The 22,162-nt window shown below is 61.8% G+C and carries 21 protein-coding genes; 6 read left to right on the plus strand and 15 right to left on the minus strand.

What is annotated here, in order from left to right; translation table 11 throughout:
* Positions 1 to 29: 29 nt before the first annotated feature.
* From leuS to ACXJKE_RS15590, 5 genes are all read right to left on the minus strand, one after another.
* Complete coding sequence (gene leuS, locus ACXJKE_RS15570) at positions 30 to 2,672, minus strand: leucine--tRNA ligase (RefSeq protein ID WP_457281489.1); 2,643 nt, start codon at positions 2,670 to 2,672, stop codon at positions 30 to 32.
* A 125-nt stretch (positions 2,673 to 2,797) separates the two neighbouring features.
* Entirely contained in the window at positions 2,798 to 3,244 is a 447-nt protein-coding gene (locus ACXJKE_RS15575; RefSeq protein WP_457281490.1) for an ExbD/TolR family protein, read from the minus strand.
* 106 nt (positions 3,245 to 3,350) lie between these two features.
* Positions 3,351 to 4,001 (minus strand): MotA/TolQ/ExbB proton channel family protein, encoded by a 651-nt coding sequence (locus ACXJKE_RS15580; RefSeq protein WP_457281491.1) that lies wholly within the window; start codon positions 3,999 to 4,001, stop codon positions 3,351 to 3,353.
* A 40-nt stretch (positions 4,002 to 4,041) separates the two neighbouring features.
* A complete protein-coding gene (dapB, locus tag ACXJKE_RS15585; RefSeq protein ID WP_457281492.1) occupies positions 4,042 to 4,884 on the minus strand; it encodes a 4-hydroxy-tetrahydrodipicolinate reductase in 843 nt (280 codons plus the stop codon).
* Complete coding sequence (locus ACXJKE_RS15590; protein ID WP_457281493.1) at positions 4,881 to 5,456, minus strand: outer membrane protein assembly factor BamE; 576 nt, start codon at positions 5,454 to 5,456, stop codon at positions 4,881 to 4,883. The genes dapB and ACXJKE_RS15590 overlap by 4 nt, the downstream gene beginning before the upstream one ends.
* A gap of 127 nt (positions 5,457 to 5,583) precedes the next feature.
* Between ACXJKE_RS15590 and fur the strand changes: the two genes are divergently transcribed.
* A complete protein-coding gene (gene fur, locus ACXJKE_RS15595) occupies positions 5,584 to 6,036 on the plus strand; it encodes a ferric iron uptake transcriptional regulator (protein ID WP_457281494.1) in 453 nt (150 codons plus the stop codon).
* A gap of 230 nt (positions 6,037 to 6,266) precedes the next feature.
* Here the strand turns inward: fur and hprK are convergent, their stop codons facing one another.
* A complete protein-coding gene (gene hprK / locus ACXJKE_RS15600; protein ID WP_457281495.1) occupies positions 6,267 to 7,217 on the minus strand; it encodes an HPr(Ser) kinase/phosphatase in 951 nt (316 codons plus the stop codon).
* A gap of 68 nt (positions 7,218 to 7,285) precedes the next feature.
* Positions 7,286 to 7,759, minus strand: a complete 474-nt coding sequence (locus ACXJKE_RS15605) for a PTS sugar transporter subunit IIA (protein ID WP_457281496.1) — start codon at positions 7,757 to 7,759, stop codon at positions 7,286 to 7,288.
* Here ACXJKE_RS15605 and ACXJKE_RS15610 point away from each other — a divergent pair.
* Positions 7,649 to 7,975: a hypothetical protein gene (locus ACXJKE_RS15610; RefSeq protein ID WP_457281665.1), complete on the plus strand. Its 327-nt coding sequence runs from the start codon at positions 7,649 to 7,651 to the stop codon at positions 7,973 to 7,975. The two genes, ACXJKE_RS15605 and ACXJKE_RS15610, sit on opposite strands and share 111 nt — an antisense overlap.
* 24 nt (positions 7,976 to 7,999) lie before the next feature.
* On the opposite strand, the gene hpf is transcribed toward ACXJKE_RS15610, so the two are convergent.
* Positions 8,000 to 8,329 (minus strand): ribosome hibernation-promoting factor, HPF/YfiA family, encoded by a 330-nt coding sequence (hpf, locus tag ACXJKE_RS15615; RefSeq protein WP_007872838.1) that lies wholly within the window; start codon positions 8,327 to 8,329, stop codon positions 8,000 to 8,002.
* Positions 8,330 to 8,791: 462 nt separating this feature from the next.
* Between hpf and ACXJKE_RS15620 the strand changes: the two genes are divergently transcribed.
* Together ACXJKE_RS15620 and corA are read left to right on the plus strand one after the other, a co-directional pair.
* Positions 8,792 to 10,006, plus strand: coding sequence for a patatin-like phospholipase family protein (locus ACXJKE_RS15620; RefSeq protein ID WP_457281497.1), 1,215 nt, complete (start codon positions 8,792 to 8,794; stop codon positions 10,004 to 10,006).
* Positions 10,007 to 10,250: 244 nt separating this feature from the next.
* Positions 10,251 to 11,240: a magnesium/cobalt transporter CorA gene (gene corA, locus ACXJKE_RS15625; protein ID WP_457281498.1), complete on the plus strand. Its 990-nt coding sequence runs from the start codon at positions 10,251 to 10,253 to the stop codon at positions 11,238 to 11,240.
* Positions 11,241 to 11,347: 107 nt separating this feature from the next.
* Here the strand turns inward: corA and ACXJKE_RS15630 are convergent, their stop codons facing one another.
* From ACXJKE_RS15630 to ACXJKE_RS15655, 6 genes are all read right to left on the minus strand, one after another.
* Complete coding sequence (locus ACXJKE_RS15630) at positions 11,348 to 12,106, minus strand: 5'-methylthioadenosine/adenosylhomocysteine nucleosidase (RefSeq protein ID WP_457281499.1); 759 nt, start codon at positions 12,104 to 12,106, stop codon at positions 11,348 to 11,350.
* Positions 12,107 to 12,216: 110 nt separating this feature from the next.
* On the minus strand, positions 12,217 to 13,905 hold the full coding sequence (locus ACXJKE_RS15635) for a long-chain-fatty-acid--CoA ligase (RefSeq protein ID WP_457281500.1): 1,689 nt from the start codon (positions 13,903 to 13,905) through the stop codon (positions 12,217 to 12,219).
* Positions 13,906 to 14,071: 166 nt separating this feature from the next.
* Positions 14,072 to 15,496, minus strand: coding sequence for an NAD(P)(+) transhydrogenase (Re/Si-specific) subunit beta (locus ACXJKE_RS15640; RefSeq protein ID WP_457281501.1), 1,425 nt, complete (start codon positions 15,494 to 15,496; stop codon positions 14,072 to 14,074).
* Positions 15,493 to 15,819 (minus strand): NAD(P) transhydrogenase subunit alpha, encoded by a 327-nt coding sequence (locus tag ACXJKE_RS15645; RefSeq protein ID WP_011485418.1) that lies wholly within the window; start codon positions 15,817 to 15,819, stop codon positions 15,493 to 15,495. Before ACXJKE_RS15645 ends, ACXJKE_RS15640 begins: the two co-directional genes overlap by 4 nt.
* A gap of 79 nt (positions 15,820 to 15,898) precedes the next feature.
* Positions 15,899 to 17,014: a Re/Si-specific NAD(P)(+) transhydrogenase subunit alpha gene (locus ACXJKE_RS15650; RefSeq protein ID WP_457281502.1), complete on the minus strand. Its 1,116-nt coding sequence runs from the start codon at positions 17,012 to 17,014 to the stop codon at positions 15,899 to 15,901.
* Positions 17,015 to 17,268: 254 nt separating this feature from the next.
* Positions 17,269 to 18,804 carry a CoA-acylating methylmalonate-semialdehyde dehydrogenase gene (locus ACXJKE_RS15655; RefSeq protein ID WP_457281503.1) on the minus strand — a complete coding sequence of 512 codons (1,536 nt, stop codon included), beginning with the start codon at positions 18,802 to 18,804 and terminating at the stop codon, positions 17,269 to 17,271.
* A 139-nt stretch (positions 18,805 to 18,943) separates the two neighbouring features.
* Here ACXJKE_RS15655 and ACXJKE_RS15660 point away from each other — a divergent pair, with 139 nt between their 5' ends.
* Positions 18,944 to 19,945, plus strand: coding sequence for a LysR family transcriptional regulator (locus ACXJKE_RS15660; RefSeq protein WP_457281504.1), 1,002 nt, complete (start codon positions 18,944 to 18,946; stop codon positions 19,943 to 19,945).
* A gap of 8 nt (positions 19,946 to 19,953) precedes the next feature.
* Positions 19,954 to 20,469 (plus strand): NUDIX hydrolase, encoded by a 516-nt coding sequence (locus ACXJKE_RS15665; RefSeq protein WP_457281505.1) that lies wholly within the window; start codon positions 19,954 to 19,956, stop codon positions 20,467 to 20,469.
* Positions 20,470 to 20,542: 73 nt separating this feature from the next.
* On the opposite strand, the gene ACXJKE_RS15670 is transcribed toward ACXJKE_RS15665, so the two are convergent.
* A complete protein-coding gene (locus ACXJKE_RS15670; RefSeq protein WP_457281506.1) occupies positions 20,543 to 22,144 on the minus strand; it encodes a glucan biosynthesis protein in 1,602 nt (533 codons plus the stop codon).
* Positions 22,145 to 22,162: the final 18 nt, after the last annotated feature.

Genomic DNA, 22,162 nt, shown 5'->3' on the forward strand with positions numbered 1-22,162 from the left:
TTCTTTGGGTTGATGCGGTCTCAAATGACTCAGATGACGATGTTGACCAGCCGGCCTGGCACCACGATCACCTTCTTGGCGGGCGCACCTGCGGCCTGTTTGACGAATGCCTCGGATGCCAGCGCAGCCGCTTCAATCGCAGCCTTGTCGGCACCGGCGGGAACGGTGACGGAACCGCGCAGCTTGCCGTTGATCTGCAACACCAGCTCGATCTCGTCCTGCTGAAGAGCGGCTGCGTCAACTTCGGGCCAGGGGGCGTCGAGCAGTTCACCGTGCCGCGCCGCGTAGCCGAGCTGTGACCAGAGCGCATGCGCCAGATGCGGCGTGGCCGGGTAGAGGCAGCGCAGCAGGATGCTGAAGCCTTCGCGCAGCGCAGCGTTTGCACCTGCAGACGAGGCACCTTTAAAGTCCTCCATCGCGTTCAGCAACTTCATGTTGCCCGACACCACCGTGTTGTACTGCATGCGCTGGTAGTCGTAGTCAATCTGTTTGAGCACTGTGTGAATTTCCAGGCGCAGCGCTTTGGTTTCCTTGTCAAAAGAGGCTGTAGCACCCGATGGCTCTGCGCCCTCAGCTCCTGAATTCATAGCATGGAGCTTGACGCCGAAGTTCCAGACACGGCGCAGGAAGCGGTAGGAGCCTTCGAGCGCCGCATCGTTCCACTCCAGCGTGGTGTCGGGCGGCGCGGTGAACATGGTGTAGAGCCGGGCGGTGTCCGCGCCGTACTTTTCGATCAGGTCCTGCGGGTCGACGCCGTTGTTCTTGGACTTGGACATCGTGGTCCAGCCCTCGTAAGGCACCGGCAAGCCGTCGGCCCTGGAAGTGGCGGAGATCACCTTGGCGTGCTCGTCGCGCACGATATCGAGCTCGTGCGCCCAGAAATACTGCTTGCCGGTGGTCACGCGCGAGAAGGCCTCGTTGAGCACCATGCCCTGCGTGAGCAGCTTGGTGAAAGGCTCGTCGACCTTCACCAGGCCCAGGTCACGCATCACCTTGGTCCAGAAACGGGCGTAAAGCAAATGCAGGATGGCGTGCTCGATACCGCCGATGTACTGGTCCATCGGCATCCAGTAGTTGGCGCCTTCGGCCACCATCTTGTCGCCGTTCTTCGGGTCGCAGTAGCGCATGAAGTACCAGGACGAGTCGACAAAGGTGTCCATGGTGTCGGTCTCGCGGCGGCCGGGCTTGCCGCAGACGGGGCAGACCACGCCGGCATGAAAGCCCGCGTGCTTGTGCAGTGGGTTGCCCGAGCCGTCGGGCACGCAGTCTTGCGGCAAGACCACGGGCAGGTCTTTTTCAGGCACCGGCACGGCGCCGTGCTCTTCGCAGTGGATGATGGGAATGGGCGTGCCCCAATAGCGCTGGCGGCTCACGCCCCAGTCGCGCAGGCGCCAGGTGGTTTTCTTCTCGCCCAGGCCTTTGGCCGCCAGGTCGGCGGCCACGGCGTCTACCGCAGCTTTGAAATGGAGTCCGTCGTATTTGCCGGAATTGATGGTCACGCCCAGCTGCTTGTCGCCATACCAGTCGGCCCAGGCGTCCAGGCTGTAGGCCTGGCCCTTGACGTCGACCACCTGCTTGATCGGCAGTTTGTATTTTTTGGCGAACTCGAAATCGCGCTCGTCATGTGCGGGCACGCCCATCACGGCGCCGTCGCCGTAGCTCATGAGCACGTAGTTGCCGACCCAGACTTCCACCTTGTCGCCAGTGAGCGGATGCGTGACGAAGAGGCCGGTGGGCGCGCCTTTTTTCTCTTGCGTGGCCAGCTCGGCTTCGGTCGTGCCGCCGGCCTTGCATTCTTCAATGAAGGCGGCGATTTTTGGATTGGACACGGCGGCGTGCTGCGCCAGCGGGTGCTCCGGCGCCACGGCGCAGAAGGTCACGCCCATGATGGTGTCGGCGCGCGTGGTGAAGACATACATCTTCCCCTCGCCGATCAGCTTGCCGAAGGCGTCCTGGATGTCGTGCGTGAACGCAAAGCGCACGCCTTCGCTCTTGCCGATCCAGTTTTCCTGCATCAGCTTGACGCGCTCGGGCCAGCCGGGCAATTTGTTGCTGACGCTGTCGAGCAGTTCGTCGGCGTACTGGGTGATCTTGAGGTAGTAGCCCGGGATCTCGCGCTTTTCCACCACGGCGCCGGTGCGCCAGCCCTTGCCGTCGATCACCTGCTCATTGGCCAGCACAGTCTGGTCGACCGGGTCCCAGTTCACGACCTGGGTCTTGCGGTAGGCAATGCCTTTTTCGAGCATCTTCAGAAAGAGCCACTGGTTCCACTTGTAGTAGCTCGCGTCGCAGGTGGCAACTTCGCGGCTCCAGTCGATGGCCAGCCCCATCGCCTGCATCTGCTTTTTCATGTAGGCGATGTTGTCGTAGGTCCACTGCGCCGGCGGCACGCCGTTCTTCATGGCGGCGTTTTCGGCCGGCAGGCCGAAGGCGTCCCAGCCCATGGGCATCAAGACGTTGTAGCCCTTCATGCGCAGGTGGCGCGTGAGCATGTCGTTGATGGTGTAGTTGCGCACGTGGCCCATGTGCAGCTTGCCGCTGGGGTAGGGCAGCATGGAGCAGGCGTAGTACTTCTTGCGGCTGGCGTCTTCCGTCACGCGGTAGGCGTCGGCTGCGGTCCAGTGGGCTTGAGCGTCGCGCTCAACGTCGAGGTGGTTGTATTTGTCTTGCATGGAGAACCGGAAAGGCGAAAACGGGATAACAAAATGGAGGCCGTGAAAGGCTCCGGCCCCGCCATACGGGGCCACGCGGCCAAAGGGCGATCCCCGATTTTAGATGCTGGGCGGCTCTGCGCAGGTTACCGGGCCGCCGCAGGGCCGGCAGCCGCGGACGGAACAGGATCTGCCACAAAGCCGATGCGGTTGAGCCCGGCTTTTTGCGCCACGCCCATGACTTCCACGACTTTCCCGTAAGGCACGGCTTCGTCCGCGCGCAACTGCACTTCGGTGTCGGGATTCTGGCCGGCAGTTTCCGCCAACCGGCGGGCAAGTTCATCCAGGCCCAAGGGCTTGTCATTCAGGAAAGCCTGGCCGGCCCTGTCGACCACCAGCGTGACGAATTTCGGCGCATCTGCCGGCTTGGCCGCCTCGGTTTTTGGCAGGTCGAGCCGGATGGTGCTGGCCAGCAGCGGAGCTGTAATGATGAAAATGACCACCAGCACCAGCATCACGTCGACCAGCGGCGTGACGTTGATGTCACTCATGGGCTGCGGGCCCTGGGTACGTTCGAGGCGGCCGAAACTCATGAGCCCCCACGCTTTTCACTTCGTGGGCCTGCGGCGGTACGCTGCCCCTTTCCCCAAATTTTGGGGCCATTTTTTCCAGGGGCGGCCCGTCGAAAAAATGTGCTTTTCATTTTGATGACGCTGTTGATAAAAACAGTTCGCGCAAATCGCGTGCAAAGCCTTCGAGGTCGGCCTCGATACGGCCGACGCGACGGCCGAAAATGTTGTACGCCAGCACGGCTGGAATCGCTACCGCCAGGCCTGCCGCCGTCATGATGAGCGCTTCGCCGACGGGGCCGGAGACTTTGTCGATGGTGATCTGGCCGGCTGAAGCGATGCCGACAAGTGCGTGGTAGATGCCCCAGACCGTACCCAGCAGCCCCACAAAGGGAGCCGTAGAACCGACGGTAGCCAGCAGCACCTGACCGAACTGCAGCTTGTCCAGGATGTCATGAAGGGCGTCGCGCAACACGCGGGTGAGTTGCTGGGACTTGTCGCCCGCCGACGCCAGCGTACCGCCGGCCTGGATGTCCGTGGCAACAATGAGAGGCAACACCAGCGCCTCGCGGTCGAAGGCGGCAACTTTCTCCCGGGCTTGTTCTACAGAGGTCGACTGCCAGAAAGCAGCGGTACTGCGTGCCACGTCTTTGGCGGCACGCTGAAGCAGCCAGGCCTTCCACAGGATCACGACCCAACTCGCGACCGACATGGCCAGCAACAAGGCCGCCACCAGCTGGCTGACGATGCCGCCCTGGGTCATCAGGCTGAAGAAGTCCATCAGGTTAAAACCTCCGAAACTGCCGTGGCCGGCACCGCATTCATTTTTTCAGGCCCAGTACGTCAAACATGTCAAAAAGGCCGGTGGCGTGCGAATCGAGGAAGCGCGCGGCACGCAAGCTGCCCTGGGCATAGTTGGCCCTGCTGGATGACTTGTGGGAAATTTCGATACGCTCGCCGGTGCCCAAAAACATCACGGTGTGGTCACCCACCACGTCGCCGCCGCGCACGGCCGCAAAACCGATGGTCGACGGGTCGCGCTCGCCCGTCACGCCTTCGCGGGCATAGACGGCGCAATCCTTGAGGTCGCGACCCAGCGCACCGGCAATCACTTCACCCATCTTGAGTGCGGTGCCGGATGGGGCATCCACCTTGTGGCGGTGGTGCGCCTCGACGATTTCGATGTCATAGCCGGTAGACAGGGCCTGAGCCGCCATCTCGAGCAGCTTGAGCGTGACGTTGACGCCTACGCTCATGTTCGGAGCCATGACGATGGCGATGTCTTTGGCCGCCGCGGCTATTTCGGTTTTCTGCGCATCGGAAAAACCGGTGGTGCCGATCACCAGCTTGACACCCAGCTCGCGGCAAGCCGCCAGATGGGCCAGCGTGCCTTCGGGACGCGTGAAATCAATCAGCACGCCGGAATCTTTCAGGCCCTGCCGAAAATCGGCATTGATCAGGACGCCGCTCATGCGTCCCGAAAAGGCGGCGGCATCGCTGCCGATGGCGGGACTGGAAGCCACATCAAGCGCACCGGTCAGCTGGCAGTCGGCACTGGCGCCGACGGCCTCAATCAGCATCTGGCCCATGCGGCCGCTGGCGCCCGCCACCGCGACCCGGTGCCGTCTGGCCTGGGTCGCCTGGATTGAGCCGGCCCCGCTCACTGTTTCGGGCTTTCGAGCGGCGGATAGGAGGCAGACGGAGAGCCCGCCGGCGTACTGGTGGGCGCCGAAGTGGCTGCCGCCGGATTGGCTTTGACCTTTGTGGAAGCCTTGGTGAGCTGCTCTTCGGTGGCTTCCAGCACGGGCACATCGCCCAGTTTGCGTCGGTTGCCCAGTTTGGCAATGAATTCAGTTTCGCTCGGCATGGCGTCGCCTTCAAAGCGCTCCAGCTGGTCACCCTTGAAAAACACGGTGTATTTGTACGACTGGGGCTCCACGCCCTGGCGCTTCAGCGTAAAGACGTAGTCCCAGCGGTCGCCATGAAACAGGCTGGCCATCAAGGGCGTTCCCATGATGGCCTTGACCTGTTCACGCGTCATGCCGGGGCGAAGCAGCTCAACCTGCTCCCTGGAGACAAAATTGCCCTGAATGACGTCCACCTTGTAGGGCGTGACCCAGTTGACCGGGTTGATCGAACTGCTGCTCATGTTGCTCAGGCTGCTGCAGGACGCCAGCACCGTGCAGGCCAGGAGCAGGAAAGCGGTTTTGGCGCTGTAACGATGATTTGCAGGCATGGCTGACATAGTGAGGGGGTGTAGCGATATGATCGTTCATTGTAGCGGCTGGGGGCCCCCGGCCGGCACCTGCCCAGAAGGGTCGCACCACCGCTTTACACAGCGGTTTCACCCAGAGAGTTTTCCCATGAGCAACATCGACGAACTGAAAAACACCGGCCTCAAGGCAACCCTGCCACGCCTGAAAATCCTGGAGATCTTCCAGGCGGGCAAACAGCGCCACATGACAGCCGAAGATGTGTTCCGGGTGCTGCTGGAAGACCGCTCGGACATCGGCCTGGCCACGGTCTACCGGGTACTGACCCAGTTCGAGCAGGCCGGACTGCTGAACCGCAGCAATTTCGAATCAGGCAAAGCGGTCTATGAGATCAACGAAGGCCAGCACCATGACCACCTGGTCTGCCTCGATTGCGGCAAAGTCGAGGAGTTTTACGACGCCGAGATTGAAAAACGCCAGAATGCCGTCGCCAAAGCCAAGGGCTTCACCATTGCCGATCATTCACTGTCGATCTATGCCAACTGCACCAAGGACAAGTGCCCCAACCGCAACGGCGCACCGGTACGGCATCATCACGCCTGAGTTTTGAGAAAAAAGGGCCTGAAACCCATTGCTCACTTGCGCAAGCAGCTACTAATTTGATAGCAATCTAGAAATCCACCGCGTAGAAGGTGTGAAGAAACCGTAGCGAGCGGTCCGAGGTCGCGAGGATTCTGTTCCAGCAGGGGCCGCGGAACCGGCTTTGCCGGGCCGCAGGCGCAGCGGCCCCCTCGGGGGCAGGGAGCTACACGCAGTGAGCGACCGTGGGGGCCCTAGTCATCCTGTTCCATGGCGCGGCGGTGCCGCTCCACGAAATCCTGGTAGGTATTGATGCCGCGCAGCTGCAGGATCGCATTGCGCACGGCGGCCTCGACCAGCACGGCGATATTACGGCCGGCTTCCACCTGGATGATGACCTTGCGCACCGGGATGCCCAGCACGTCCTGCGTCAGCGGCTCATACGGAATGCGTTCGTAATCGCGCTCCAGCGTCTCGCGGCGCACCAGGTGCACGATCATTTTCAGGCGCATCTTGCGGCGCACCGCCGTCTCGCCAAAAATGGCCTTGATGTCGAGCAGGCCGATGCCGCGTACTTCCAGCAGGTTTTGCAGCAGTTCCGGGCAGCGTCCTTCAATCGTGGTCTGGTTGATCCGGTACAGGTCTACCGCATCGTCGGCCACCAGGCCGTGTCCGCGCGAAATCAGTTCCAGCCCCAGTTCGCTTTTACCCAGTCCGGATTCACCGGTGATCATGACGCCCAGGCCCAGGATGTCCATGAACACGCCATGCATGGAAGTGCGGTCGGCAAAATGCTTGGACAGGTAGGCCCTGAGCACGTCAATCACGAAAGCAGCCGACTCGGGCGTAGCGAACATCGGCAACTGGGCGCGTTCGCACATGGACAGCAGCGTGTCCGGCGCAGTCTGGCCGTCGGCGACGATCAGCACCGGCGGCTCCAGCGTGATAATGCGGGAAATGCGCCGGGCGCAGTCTTCGGGGCTGGCATTCGTGAGGTAAGCAACCTCGCGTTCGCCCAGGATCTGCACGCGGTAGGGATGAATGTAGTTGAGGTAACCGACCAGGTCAGCACCGGAGCGTGCAGCCCGCACGGCAACTTCGTCAAAACGCCGCTCGGAGGCCCCGAGGCCGGCAACCCATTCCCATTTCAGGGCGGCGCGGTGGTCTTCAAATAAAACGTCAGCGCTGACAACGGTGGGCTTCATGCGGCCTTGTACTTTTCCTGTTCAAGACCCTGCCGGGCCGGACAGCGTGCAACCGTGCAACACCACATCTAAGAACTGACTTCGTGGACGGAGTGCCAGGAAGCAATCAGGTTGTGCAGCGCAGCGGCATCGGTGCTGGTCTTGAGTTGCTCGCGCAAGGAGCTGTCGCTGAGCAATTCGGCAATTTCCGAAAGAATTTCGAGGTGCTTTTGAGTGGCTGCCTCGGGAACCAGCAGAAAAATCAGCAGTGCCACGGCCTGTTCGTCCGGCGCATCGAAGCCAATAGGCGCCTGCAACAGGAAAACGGCCGCCATGGGGGCCTTGAGGCCCTTGATCCGGCCGTGCGGAATCGCCACGCCATGGCCGAGCCCGGTGGAGCCCAGGCGTTCGCGGGCGAACAGGCTGTCCGTGATCAATGCGCGGTTCAGGCCATGTTGGTTTTCAAACAGCAGACCGGCTTCCTCGAAAGCGCGTTTCTTGCTGGTTGCTTCAACGCTGACCAGAACCTGGGAGGGGGGCAAAATTTGCGAAAGACGGTTCATAACAATCTTTTAGTCGCCGAATTATGCACTTTGCAGCGGGTTGACCGCAAAAAAGGCATTAAAAAGCCGCTTGGCGCCACAAGCGGCTTCGGCGTCTGGTTTGGCGCGCCTGCAGATGCCCTGCAGATTCGCCGCGACAGAAAACGTGCGATGCAGGTTTTCCGCCTGCACGCCATCGGTGACATGCGGCCCTTCGGGAGAAGCCGCACACCCTGAAAAAGGGACAGCCCGAAAAGACCTTCAGGCCTGGCGCTTGGCAGCAACGTGGTGGTGATCCTGGGTTCTGGTTTTGTAACGCCCAACCTGACGGTCCAGCTTGTCTGTCAATTCATCAACTGCGGCGTAAAGATCAGCGTGGGAGCTCTCGGCAAACAGGTCGCGGCCCTTGACATGCACATTGCATTCGGCCCGCTGGCGTCTTTCCTTTTCTTTCATGTTGTCCACTGTCAACAGGACTTTTACGTCTACTACCTGGTCGAAATGCCGGGTAATCCGATCCAGCTTGCTTGTCACATAACCGCGTAGCGCGGGGGTAACTTCAAGATGGTGGCCGCTGATCGTCAAGTTCATAAAGAGACTCCTTTTTCCAAGGTTGGAGCTGGGTTGAAAACACTGCCGGGCCCATGAAGGCGAGGCAGCGGACGGGGACACTCTCTTGGATTCACTATGCGCCCGATGCCCCGCAATTGCAACCTTGCGCCGCAATAAATAATGAAACCTTATGAAAAACTCCTTGACCCCATTTCACTGCATGCGCTGCGTGCTGGCGTGCCGCCCTGACAGCGCCTGAAGGCCTTTGATTCTTCTGGATTTTTACCAAGTCAAACCGTGTAGCGGTCAAGCCAGCGGACTTGCAGGAAGTCTTTCGCGGCGGCATCATGCTGACACAATTGCCCGCAGCCGGCCCGGCCCCATCAATGAGGCAATGGCAAAGACTGAAACAGCGCCCCATGGCGAAAAAACCATAACACCAGCCGATCAAGCTCATGCCCCGCCTGCTTTCACCACGTCCGCCGCATACCCGGCCCGGCCATGTCGCTTGAGACCATCATTTCTTCTGCGTTAACCCGCCCTGACGAGGCGCAAAATGCCCTTGTCCTCATGGGCGGCGGCGCACGCACGGCCTACCAGGCGGGAGTGCTTCACGCCCTGTCAACCATGCTCAGCGTGCAGGGCGGTGCGGCTGACCCGAAATTCCCGTTCAAAATCCTGGTGGGCACGTCAGCCGGTGCGTTGAACGCGGCCTTCCTGGCAAGCCATGCGGGTGAAGGCTTGCAGGCGTTCGGCCGATTGGCCAATTTCTGGACCACATTGCGCTCATCGCAGGTTTACCAGCTCAAGGTTCCCGCGTGGATCCGCTCAAGCCGCATTGCGGCGGCGCTGTTTTTGTCGCAGCAGGTGCGGGCGCAACAATCCCTGCTGGACAACACGCCGCTGGTCGACACCTTGCACCATGCCATTTCGCTGGGCCATATCGAGCAGGCGCTGCAGGATAAAACCCTTCACGCGCTGGCCATCACGGCCTCCAGCTACAGCAGCGGCGTGCACTGGACGTTCTGCCAGATGGCTGCCGGCCGCCACGCCGATCTCTGGAGCCGGCCAGGGCGGCGCGCAGAGTTCCAGCCCGTCACCATCGAACATCTGATGGCTTCCAGCGCCATTCCCTTCCTGTTCCCCTCCACACCGCTCTGGGTGGACGGCCACCGCGAGTTCTTTGGCGATGGTTCCATGCGCCAGAGCTCCCCGCTCTCACCCGCCTTGCACCTTGGGGCCAGCAAGGTGCTGGTGATCGGCGTGGGGCAACCCGAGCGCGCCGGTTTCGTCGGCAGCAACGGGCCGAACGTGAGCGGCCGGCCCACGCTGGGCGCCATTGCCGGCCATGCCATGGCCAGTGTGTTTCAGGACACGCTGCAGGCCGACGTGGAGCAGGCTCAGCGCGTGAGCAAAACCGTGCGGCAGATGCCGCGCGAAATCGCGGCTGTCATGCCCTACCGGCCCGTCGACGTGTTGGCGATTGCACCGTCACAGTCGCTCGACGCACTGGCACAAGCCCACGCCGGCGAATTACCGCGGGGAACCTACAACGCGCTGGCTGGCCTGGGTGCGCTGGGCGCCAAAGGCAGTCCGGGAGGCGCCGCACTGGCCAGCTACCTGCTTTTCGAACCGGGGTTTGTCAAGGCGCTGATGGCGCTGGGCGAACAGGACGCTTACGCGCGAAAGAGCGAGCTCATCGAGTTTTTTATGTAGCGCAAGCGGTGGATAAACCAGGTGTGAAATGCCATAATCGCCGCTTATTCATTACGGAGAAATCCTTGGAAAGCAGTCCTAGTTGCTAGCTTTCAACACCGCAGACTGACGCCAGGCTTGCAAAGGCTCACGTTGAAAAGGGGGGTTGAAAGCGATGCCATATCCCACCGCCCTTTTACCGCGCTTTCGCGCAAGGCCTGAGCGTTCGCCTTGTGCCGGCCCCTGAACCGATAGGCAGTCAGTCATGCTCAATATTTTCACGCTGGCCAACGGCCGGCTTTTCCAGGAAGAAATCGAATCCCTGGAAGAACTCTCCAAATTCCAGCCCATCTGGGTGGATCTGGAGTCTCCCACCCTCGAAGAAAAACGCTGGATCAAGCAGTACTACGGGTTGTCCATTCCGGAAGACGCGATGGACGAGGACATTGAAGAGTCCGCGCGCTTCTACGAGGAAGACAACGGCGAGCTGCACATCCGCTCCGACTTCCTGATTGCCGACGACGAAGAACCGCGCACCGTGCGGGTGGCTTTCATCCTGAACCTGGTCAACGACGACCTCAAGAGCAAGGGTGTGCTGTTTTCCATCCACGACGAAGACGTGCCGGTGTTTCGCCTGCTGCGGATGCGCGCGCGCCGCGCCCCGGGGCTGATCGAGGATGCCAAGGAGGTGCTGCTCAAGCTGTTTGACGCCGACGCCGAGTATTCCGCCGACACGCTGGAAGGCGTTTATGTCGAGCTCGAAAAAGTTAGCGCGCAGGTGTTGTCGGGCGACGTGACCGACGCCCTGGCCGGCGAAGTGCTGGGCGCCATTGCCCGCCACGAAGACCTGAACGGCCGCATTCGCCGCAACATGATGGACACGCGCCGCGCTGTCAGTTTCATGATGCGCAGCAAGATGCTCAACGCCGAGCAGTTCGAGGAAGCGCGGCAGATTTTGCGCGACATCGACTCGCTCGATTCACACACCGCTTTCCTCTTCGACAAGATCAACTTCCTGATGGATGCCACGGTCGGCTTCATCAACATCAACCAGAACAAGATCATCAAGATCTTCTCGGTGGCCAGCGTCGCCCTGCTGCCGCCCACGCTGATCGCCAGCGTGTACGGCATGAACTTCAAGGGCTACTTCCCCGAACTGGAATGGGCATATGGCTACCCATATGCACTGGGACTGATGATTGCCAGCGCGGTGGTGCCCATGTGGTACTTCAGGAAGCGTGGTTGGCTGCAATAAGGTCGTCTGCCGCGTTCTGGATCGTTTTGGGCGCTGAATTTTGCATCAAATCGGCCTGTAACCCAATAAATACGAGCGCGAGCAGCTATTAAATAGATAGCAATCGCTCAGGCAGAAATCGTCGGCAGCAACTTTTCAACAATGGCGCGCGCGTAGACGCTGGCCACTTCCGCCACAAATGCCGGAAAGTCCACGTGCGCGGTGTCGTCGGCGCGGTCGGAAATCGTTCTCACCGACGCAAACGCCACGCCGTAGTCATGGCAGACCTGTGCCACGGCCGCACCCTCCATCTCGACCGCCAGCGGCGTGTGGCCTGCTGCAATCAGCGCCGCACGGATACCGGCAGCTTCCTGCGCGCTGCAGACAAAACGGTCGCCGCTGATCATCAGCCCGCGGTGGACGCGCGCAGACGGATACGCCGGCACCGTACCGGCAGCCAGCGCCGCCGCGTGCAATAACGACGTCAAAGCCGCGTTGCTTTCAAAAACCGTCTTGCCGTACAGCGGCACCTCATAGCGGGGAAACAGCGGTGAGGCGTCCATGTCATGCTGCACAAAACTGTCGGCCACCACCACATCGCCCACATTCACGCTTTCGCCCAGCCCACCGGCTACACCGGTGAAAACAATGCGGCCGGCCTTGAAGTGCTCGATCAGCGCCACCGCCGTGGTGGTAGCCGCCACTTTGCCGATACGCGCGAGCACCAGCACGACCGGGTGGCCGTGCAGGGCACCAAGCCAGAACTCACGGCCAGCGCGCTTCACCTGCCGCGCGTTTTCCAGCAGGTCAATCAGGCCGGACTGCTCTTCAGCAAGGGCGCTGAGGATGGCGGTGGGTGCGCGGGGGAAGGTGTCAGCGGAAGTCATGGCCTGATTTTGCCCGCGCTTTCAACACCGGGGACGCAGAAAAAAGGGCAGCTTGCGCCGCCCTCTAGAAAACCTGCCGCGCAAGCGCGGCGAGCTCTGAAACTTGCCGTTTATTTCTTGTCGCGCAGTTCGCGGCGCAGTATCTTGCCGACCGGCGTCTTGGGCAGGTCGGTGCGGAACTCCACCACCTTGGGCTGTTTATAGCCGGTCAGGTTGGTTTTGCAATATTCGCGCACTTGCGCTTCTGTCAGGTCGGGGTTCTTTTTGACAATGACCAGCTTCACAGCTTCGCCGGATTTTTCGTCGGCAACGCCCACACAGGCGCATTCCATCACACCGTCGAGCTTGGAGACCACGTCTTCAATCTCGTTCGGGTAGACGTTGAAGCCGCTCACCAGAATCATGTCTTTCTTGCGGTCGACAATCTTGAAGAAGCCGTTTTCATCAAGGACTCCAATGTCGCCGGACTTGAAGTAGCCGTCGGGCGTCATGACCTTGGCGGTTTCATCGGGGCGTTGCCAGTAGCCGGCCATGACCTGCGGCCCCTTGATAGCGATTTCACCGGGCTGGCCGGGTGGCACTTCGTTGCCGTCGTCATCAAGGAGTTTGAAATAAGTACCGGGAATCGGCACGCCGATGGTGCCGGTGAAGGCTTTGCTGTTGGTCGGATTGCAGCTAGCCGAGGGTGATGTCTCGGACAGGCCGTAACCTTCGCAGACCGGGCAGCCGGTTTTTTCAAGCCACAGTTTGGCGACCGCACCCGTGACCGCCATGCCGCCGCCCAGCGAAATCTTCAGGTGCGACCAGTCAACCGTGTTGAAGTCCGGGTGGTTGGCCAGGCCGTTGAAGAGCGTGTTGACCGCTGGGAAGCTGTTGATCTTGTGCCTGGAGAGCTCTTTAAGCACAGCCGTCAGGTCACGCGGATTGGGGATCAGGATGTTTTTGCTTCCGGTACGCATGCCCAGCATCATGTTCACGGTGAATGCGAAGATGTGGTACAGCGGTAGCGCGCAGACATACGTGAGCTGCTCGCCGGCCGGCAGGGCCGCCATGGCCGGGCTGTTCCAGGCTTCGGACTGCAGCACATTGGCGATCACGTTGCGGTGCAGCAGCACGGCGCCTTTGGAAACACCGGTGGTGCCGCCGGTGTATTGCAGTACGGCCACGTCGTCGGGTTTGATGTCGGGCCGCTTGAGCGTCAGGCGCGTGCCCCGCGCCACAGCGTCGTTAAAACGCACGGCGCCGGGCAGGTTGAAGGCCGGCACCATCTTCTTGACGTTGCGCACCACATAGTTGACGAGTGCGCCCTTGAGCATGCCCAGCTGGTCGCCCATGGCGCACAACACCACGTGCTTGACGGGCGTGGCGGCAATGCACTGCTCGAGCGTGTTGGCGAAGTTTTCGATGATGACAATCGCCTTCGAACCGGAGTCCTTGAGCTGATGCTCCAGTTCGCGCGGCGTGTACAGCGGGTTCACATTGACCACCACATAGCCGGCGCGCAGGATGGCCGCCACGGCTACCGGATACTGCGGCACGTTGGGCATCATGATGGCAATGCGGTCGCCTTTGGCCAGGCCCAGGCTTTGCAGGTAGGCACCGAAGGCGAGCGACAGGCTGTCGGTCTGGCCGAAGGTCACGTCCTTGCCCATGAAGCTGTAGGCGACGCGGCTGCCGTGTTTCTTGAAGCTTTCCTCCATCAATGCGACCAGCGACGGGTACTGGGACGCGTCGATATCGGTAGGAACGCCCGGCGGATAGGCTTTGAGCCATGGGCGGTCAAGGGTCGCTGCATTCATGTTTGTCTTCTCCATTACGTATTGCTTACTGCCATGGATTCTCATGGCGTGCCCTCTTCGTGGCTATTGCGTTTTCCCTAGGAAGCCCGGGAAATAAGGAGGGAAGCCTCTCTAAATCGGGGTGCGCCCGCGGCTCGCCGCCGCGGGAAAACCCGGCAGCCCGCGATCACTCGATGGCCTTGCCCATATCTTCGATCACCTTTTTGGCGTCTCCGAACACCATCATGGTCTTGTCCATGTAGAAGAGTTCGTTGTCCAGGCCCGCGTAGCCAGCCGCCATGGAGCGCTTGTTGACAATGACCGTCTTGGCCTTGTAGGCCTCCAGGATGGGCATGCCGTAGATGGCGCTGCCCTTGACGTGCGCTGCAGGGTTCACCACGTCGTTGGCGCCCAGGATGATGGCGACGTCGGCCTGGCCGAACTCGGCGTTGATGTCTTCCATTTCATGTACCTGGTCATAAGGCACTTCGGCCTCGGCCAGCAAGACGTTCATGTGGCCGGGCATGCGGCCCGCCACGGGGTGAATCGCGTACTTGACGTTGACGCCCCTGTCGATGAGCTTTTGCGCCAGCTCTTTGACCGAGTGCTGAGCGCGCGCCACGGCCAGGCCGTAGCCCGGCACGATGATCACGGTCTCTGCATTGCCCAGGATGAAGGCAGCGTCGTCGGCAGAGCCCGACTTGACGGGGCGCTGCTCTTTGGCGCCGGTGGCGGCCGTGCCGGCCTCACCGCCGAAGCCGCCCAAAATCACGTTGAAGAAGGAGCGGTTCATCGCCTTGCACATGATGTACGAAAGGATGGCGCCCGACGAGCCGACCAGCGAGCCGGCAATGATCAGCATGGAGTTGTTGAGCGAAAAACCGATACCGGCCGCCGCCCAGCCCGAGTAGCTATTGAGCATGGACACCACGACCGGCATGTCGGCGCCGCCGATAGGGATGATGATCAGCACGCCCATAACGAAGCTCAGCGCCAGCATCGCGAAAAACGCTGGCCAGCTGCCCGTGAACATGAATACCAGCCCCAGGCCGATGGTAATGAGGCCCAGCAGCAGGTTCAGCTTGTGCTGGCCGGCAAACTGCACCGGTGCGCCCTGGAACAGGCGGAACTTGTAGGTGCCCGACAACTTGCCGAAGGCGATCACCGAGCCGCTGAAGGTGATGGCGCCAATGGCCGCACCGAGGAACAGCTCCAGCCGGTTGCCGGTGGGGATGGGGCTGCCTTTGGGCGCGATGCCGAAAGCGTAGGGCTCGGCCACGGCGGCCACGGCGATAAAGACCGCAGCCAAACCGATCATGCTGTGGAAGAAGGCCACCAGCTCGGGCATCTTGGTCATTTCGACCGTCTTGGCGCGCCAGGCACCATAGCCCCCGCCGACCACCAGACCCAACAGAACGTAACCCATGCCCAGGGCTTTGCCGCCTGAAATTTCAACGATGAGCGCAGCTGTCGTCAGCATGGCAATGGCCATGCCGACCATGCCGAACAGATTGCCGCGGATCGAGCTGGTGGGGTGTGACAGGCCCTTGAGCGCCTGAATAAAGCAGACGGAGGCCACCAGGTACAGCAGCGTGACGAGATTCATGCTCATTTGGCGGCTCCTTCAGCGGGCGCGGCTACTTTCTTTTCTTTCTTGCGGAACATCTCCAGCATCCGGCGCGTCACCAGAAAGCCGCCGAAGATGTTGACGGCCGCCAGCGCCACGGCCAGCACGCCCATGGTTTTGCCCAGCGGCGTTTCGGTCAGCGCGGCCGCGAGCATGGCGCCCACGATCACGATGGCCGAAATCGCATTGGTCACCGCCATCAGCGGCGTGTGCAGGGCCGGCGTGACAGTCCACACCACGTGGTAACCCACGTAGATGGCCAGTACAAAAATAATCAGGTTGATGATGGTGGGTGACACTGCATCCATGGTCTTCTCCGTGAGGGCCGCGCCGGCTTGAACCCGGCTGGCCGATTAAATCCAATTGATCCGATGGGTCCCGAATGGGTTACTTCTTCTTGACCTCGCCGCCCTGCGTCATCAGGCAGGCGGCGACGATGTCATCTTCCAGGTCGACATTGAGCGTGCCTTCCTTGGTGATGATGAGCTTGAGGAAGTCGAGCAGGTTGCGTGCGTAGAGTGCGCTGGCGTCGGCGGCGACGAGGGCCGGCACATTGGTCTGGCCGATCAGCGTCACGCCGTGCTTGACGACCGTTTTGCCGGGCTCGGTCAGCGGGCAGTTGCCGCCTTGTGGTGCAGCCAGGTCGACGATCACGCTGCCGGGTTTCATGGCCTTGACCATGTCTTCGGTGACCAGCACGGGCGCAGGGCGGCCCGGGATCAAGGCTGTGGTGATGACCACGTCGGCCTGCGCCACGCGCTTGGCGACTTCGGCTTTTTGCCGCTCGAGCCAGCTCGGCGGCATGGGCTTGGCATAGCCGCCCACACCGACTGCGGCTTCGCGCTCTTCGTCAGTCTCGTAGGGCACATCGATGAATTTACCGCCCAACGATTCGACCTGCTCTTTGACACTCGGGCGCACGTCGCTGGCTTCGATCACCGCGCCCAGGCGCTTGGCGGTGGCAATGGCCTGAAGGCCGGCTACGCCGACACCCAGAATCACCACGCGGGCGGCCTTGACCGTGCCGGCCGCCGTCATCAGCATGGGAAAGAAGCGCTGGTATTCGGCAGCGGCCATCATCACGGCCTTGTAGCCGGCGATGTTGGCTTGCGACGAGAGCACGTCCATGCTTTGCGCGCGGCTGGTGCGCGGCGCGGCCTCCAGCGCGAAGGACGTCAGCTTGGCCGCAGCCAGGCGCTGCAGCCCAGTGGCATCAAAAGGATTGAGCATGCCGACCAGCACACCGCCGGCTTTGGCCAGCGGCATTTCGCTGTCCAGCGGGCAGCGGACCTTGAGCACGATATCAGCGCCGTAAGCGCCCGCCGCGTCGGTGATCTCCGCGCCGACCGCCGTGTAGGCCTCATCGGGAACGCTGGCGGCCACCCCGGCGCCGGACTGCACACGGACGGTGTGCCCTTGTGCCTTGAGCTTTTTGGCCGTTTCGGGCGTGATGGCGACGCGTGTTTCTCCGGCCGTGATTTCGGCGGGTACCCCAATGAGCATGGGTCTCTCCTCAGTACGTTGGTGTTGGTTTGATTGACGTCAGCCCGCAGGCGAGCTTGCGCGCGATCTGTCTCGGTGTCTTTGTCTGCGTATCCGCTTTTGTACCTGTCATGAAGCTTACATGAGATTTCTGCAATTTTTTGTCAGGGCAGTCTACAGTTTTTGACCCGAGTCAAGCCACGCAATAAAAAAAGCCCCGCCTGCCAATACATGGCGGTTGGGGCCGGTTTGCCTTGATGGCTGGCGTGCTATTTCTATTTGGCTGTCGGCATCACGAATTCGGCGCCCTTGCCGATGCTCTCTGGCCAGCGCTGCATGATGGACTTTTGTTTGGTATAGAAACGTACGCCCTCTTCGCCATAGGCGTGCATGTCGCCGAAGAGGCTTTTTTTCCAGCCGCCAAAGCCATGCCAGGCCATGGGCACCGGGATCGGCACGTTGATGCCGACCATGCCGACCTGGATGCGGCGGCTGAATTCGCGGGCCACGTGGCCGTCCCGGGTGAAGCAGCTCACGCCGTTGCCGAATTCATGGGCATTGATCAGGTTCACCGCTTCGGCGAAGTCCTTCACGCGCACGCAGCCCAGCACGGGGCCGAAAATCTCTTCTTTATAGATGCGCATGTCGGGCGTGACATGGTCAAACAGCGTGCCACCCATCCAGAAGCCCTTGCCGCAGCCCGGGCCGGCCTTGGCGCCCGTGAAGGTGCGGCCGTCCACCAGCAGCTTGGCGCCTTCTTTCACGCCCGTCTCGATGTAGCCGGTAATGCGCTGGTGCGCGGCCGATGTGACGATGGGGCCCATTTCAGCGTCAAGCTCCACACCGTTTTTGATCACCAGTGTTTTGGCGCGCGCTTCCAGCATGGGAATGAGTTTTTCGGCCACATTGCCCACCAGCACAGCCACAGAGATCGCCATGCAGCGTTCGCCGGCCGAGCCGTAGCCCGCGCCGATCAATGCGTCCACCGCCTGCTCCAGGTCGGCGTCGGGCATGACCACCATGTGGTTCTTCGCGCCGCCCAGTGCCTGCACGCGCTTGCCGTGGCGTGCGCCGGTTTCGTAGATGTAGTTCGCGATCGGTGTGGAGCCAACAAAGGACACGGCCTTCACGTCCGGGTGCACCAGCAGGGCGTCGACCGCCTCTTTATCGCCCTGCACCACGTTGAAGACGCCGTCGGGCAAGCCGGCTTGCTTGAGCAGGTCGGCCATGAAAAGGCTGGGGCTGGGGTCGATGGGACTGGGCTTGAGCACAAAGCAGTTGCCGGCGGCAATCGCCACCGGGAACATCCACATCGGCACCATCACCGGAAAATTGAAGGGCGTGATGCCGGCCACCACACCCAGCGGCTGGCGCAGCGTCCAGTTGTCGATGCCGGTGGAAACCTGGTCGGTGAAGTCGCCCTTGAGCAGCTGCGGAATGCCGCAGGCGAATTCAACAATGTCGATGCCGCGCGAGACCTCGCCTTGGGCGTCGGTGAACACCTTGCCGTGCTCGGCGGTGATCATGTGGGCCAGCTTGTCCTTGTTCAGGTTGAGCAGTTCCAGGAACTTGAACAGCACGCGCGCGCGGCGCAGTGGCGGCGTGTCGGCCCAGGCGGGAAAGGCGGCCTGGGCTGACGCCACGGCCGCATCGACCTCCGTTCCGCTGGCAAGCGCGACATAACCCGACACCGCGCCCGTTGCAGGGTTGAAGACTTCCTGGCTACGCCCGGAAGACGGCGCGGCCACACGGCCATTCAGGTAGTGGCCGATAGTGGCTTGTGAAGCGGAGGCAGCAGGGGATAAAGACATTTTGCAATCCTTGAAAGGTGGCGGCACCGGACTGGCCGTTGGGGGTTCACCGCAGTCTAGGGCTGCGCAGCCGAATTGATAATGCCCCGTTTTGTGATTACATTGTTCATATTTTTGAACAATAGGCCTCTCGACCTCCATGTCTTCCGACCAGCTATCGCCCCTTGTCGCCGATCTTCACCTGCTGACCATCCTGGCGGCTACACGCAGCTTTACCGAAGCGGCGCGCCGCCTCGGGATGTCCAAGGCCTCGGCCAGCATGCGCATCAGTGAGCTGGAGCGCGCCGCCGGCGTGACGCTGGTGCGGCGCACCACGCGCTCCGTAGGCCTGACGGAGGCCGGCCAGCAATTGGTGAACGACATGCAGCCGGCGTTTAACCGCATCAGCGAAAGCTATTCCGCCGTCAAGGACCTGGTCGAAACCCCGCGCGGGCTGATCCGTGTGACAGCACCGGTCGCTCTGGGGCGTCAGCACCTGGCGCCCTGCGTTGCGGCCTTCCTCAAGCGCTATCCCGAGATCCATATCGAACTGGAACTCACCGACCGCTTTGTCAACCTTGCCAATGAAGGCTTCGACCTGGCGATACGACACACGAATGCGCCGCCCGACACCCATGTGGCCTGGGTGTTGTGCGAAACGCGCTCCATCCTGCTGGCCAGCCCCGACTACCTGGCGCGCCGCGGCGTGCCTGCGCAGCCGTCAGACCTGGCCGCGCACGATTGCCTGCTTTACCTGGGCAACCACAACACCGCCAGCTGGACCTTCGTGCGCAGCGGCAAGCGCAAATCCCGCGAGCAGGTTGGCGTGAACATCACGGGCACACTGAAGGCCAACAACAGCGAAGTGCTGCGCGAAGCGCTGGTGGCGGGCCTGGGCATCGGCCTGCTGCCGGATTTCAGCGCACCTGCGGGTGGCAGCGCGGTGCCATCGCCGTCGCCGCTTGTGCAGGTGCTGCCCGAGTGGCAGGTGCAGGGATTTTTCGGCGAGCGCATTTACGCCCTCAGGCCCTGGTCGCAGCAAGTGCCCAAGGCGGTGCAATGCCTTGTGGCACATTTGCGCGAGAGTTTCGCTGCCGGATTTTCGGCTAGCAAACACACCTGGCCGGCCGGTCAGGACCCCGGTCATCAAGGCCACGGATAATCCGGCGCATGATTAAACGATGGAAACCCAGCGTCACGGTCGCTGCGGTGATTGAAAAAAAGATCGACGGTGTCTCCAGGTTCCTGCTGGTCGAAGAGGAAACGCGGGACGGCCTGAAGCTCAACAACCCCGCCGGCCACCTGGATCCCGGTGAAAGTCCCTTTGAGGGTTGTGTGCGCGAAACACTGGAAGAAACCGCCTTCCATTTCACGCCCACCGCCATTGTGGGGGTCTATCTCTCCCGCTTTGAGCGGGCCCTCATCGGGCAGGAAGAATCCGAAGACATCACCTACCTGCGCTTTGCGTTCTGCGGCGAACTGGGCGAGCACGTGGCAGGCCAGGCGCTGGATGAAGGCATTGTGCGCACGGTCTGGCTGACGGCCGACGAAATAAGAGCAAGCGCTCACATGCACCGAAGCCCCCTCTTGTTGACCTGCATGGAAGATTACCTGGCAGGCAGGCGCTTCCCGCTTGATCTGGTGACCACGGATGCCAGCGTGCATGCACCGCTGAGCCAGAAGTAGGAAGCGCCGCTGAGCCATGCACGATTTGGCGGCGCCAACGGGAACGCTTCCCCGCTGACGGCCAGAGCAGGCCTCAATAAAGAATTCGTTGCGCCACCGGCGGCGGCGTCCACTGGTACAACCAGGTCTCCGTCAATGACTGACCATCGACCTGCAAATGCATGCGCAGGTTGATGGGTGCCGTGCTGTCGCCATCGGGGCGCAGGTCGAACATGGCACGCCACCCCTTGATGGCGTCCAGCGGCCGGGCCGACGTCAATTCAATCGTGCCGCGCGAAGCGGTGATCACGGCTTTGACCTGGGCCCCGCGGTTCAGCAAGGCAAAGTCACCGCCCGCAAAATCGACGGCAAAACGCCGCGTGTAGGCCGTGCGCTTTTGCCCGACCACGCCGCCGAGGCCGGTACGTGTGGCCACACAGCGCGCCAGCGGCCCTTGCGCGGCGGGCGGTTCGCCCCCCCAGTGCAGCCGGTAGGAAAACAGCAACTCCTGCCCTGCCTGCGGCTTGTCCCTGGGGTTCCAGAAGGCCACGATGTTGTCAAAGGTTTCGTCCGCGGTCGGAATTTCCACCAGCTGTATCGCGCCCGCACCCCAGCCCGCCTTGGGCTCAACCCACAGGCTCGGGCGTTTTTCATAGAACACGCCGTCGTCCTGGTAGTGGTCAAAGTTGCGATCGCGCTGCATCAGGCCAAAACCGCGCGGGTTGTCGTCCTGAAAGGCGTTGAACTGCAATTGCGCCGGATTGGTCAGTGGACGCCACAGCCATTCGCCCGTGCCGCTGTGCATGGCCAGGCCGTCGGTGTCGTGGATTTCGCCGCGCCAGTCCCAGCCCATGCGTTTGTCGTTTTCGCCGGTCTGGAACATGCTGGTGCACGGCGCGATGCCCATGCGGTCAATGGTTTTGCGCGGATACAGCGCCACGTCCAGGTCCATGACCTGCGTGTCGCCCGGCGTGATCACAAAGCGGTAGGCGCCGCTGACGCTCGGCGAGTCCAGCAGGGCGTAGACGGTCAGCGAGGCCGCTTTCGGGTCCGGCTTTTCGAGCCAGTAACCGATGAAATCCGGAAACTCTTCCGGGAAAGTTTGCGCCGTGTCGATGGCCAGGCCCCGCGCCGACTGGCCGTACTGCCATTCGCCGCCCACCGCGCGAAAGTAGCTTGCGCCAAGGAAGGCCGCCACGTCACGCACCGGATCGGTGTGGAAATTCAGCCGGAAGCCGGCAAAACCGAGATCGGCGGGAAGCTTGTCGCCCCGCACGCCGCTTTTCCCATAATCAAACATGGCCGGGTCATAGGCCAGCTCCTGCGCCTGGCCATTGCTCACTTCGTGCATGCGCACCGGCGTCTTGAAGTACAGGCCGAGGTGGAAAAACTTCGCCACGAAGCGCAGCTTGTCATCGCCCCACAAGGCATGGTCGTCCCGAAAGCGTATGGCCTGGTGCTGGTCCCAGGTCAAGTCCGAAATACCGGCCGGCAAGGCCACAGGCCGGGGCCGGTAGGGTTTTGCCGACAAGTCGCGCGCCTGGCCCTTGAGCATCGCGTAGTCGAAGGCTTGGGCCTTGCCCACGGGTTTGAGGCCCGCGGCCTGGGCCAGTGACGAAAGCCATGGCAGCCCGGTGGCGATGCCGGCGGCCGTGACGGCCTGCCCGGTGCGGGAAAGAAATTGACGTCGTTGCAAAGTGGCAGCTCCTGCAAG

This window comes from Polaromonas sp. P5_D5 (genome assembly GCF_054049435.1).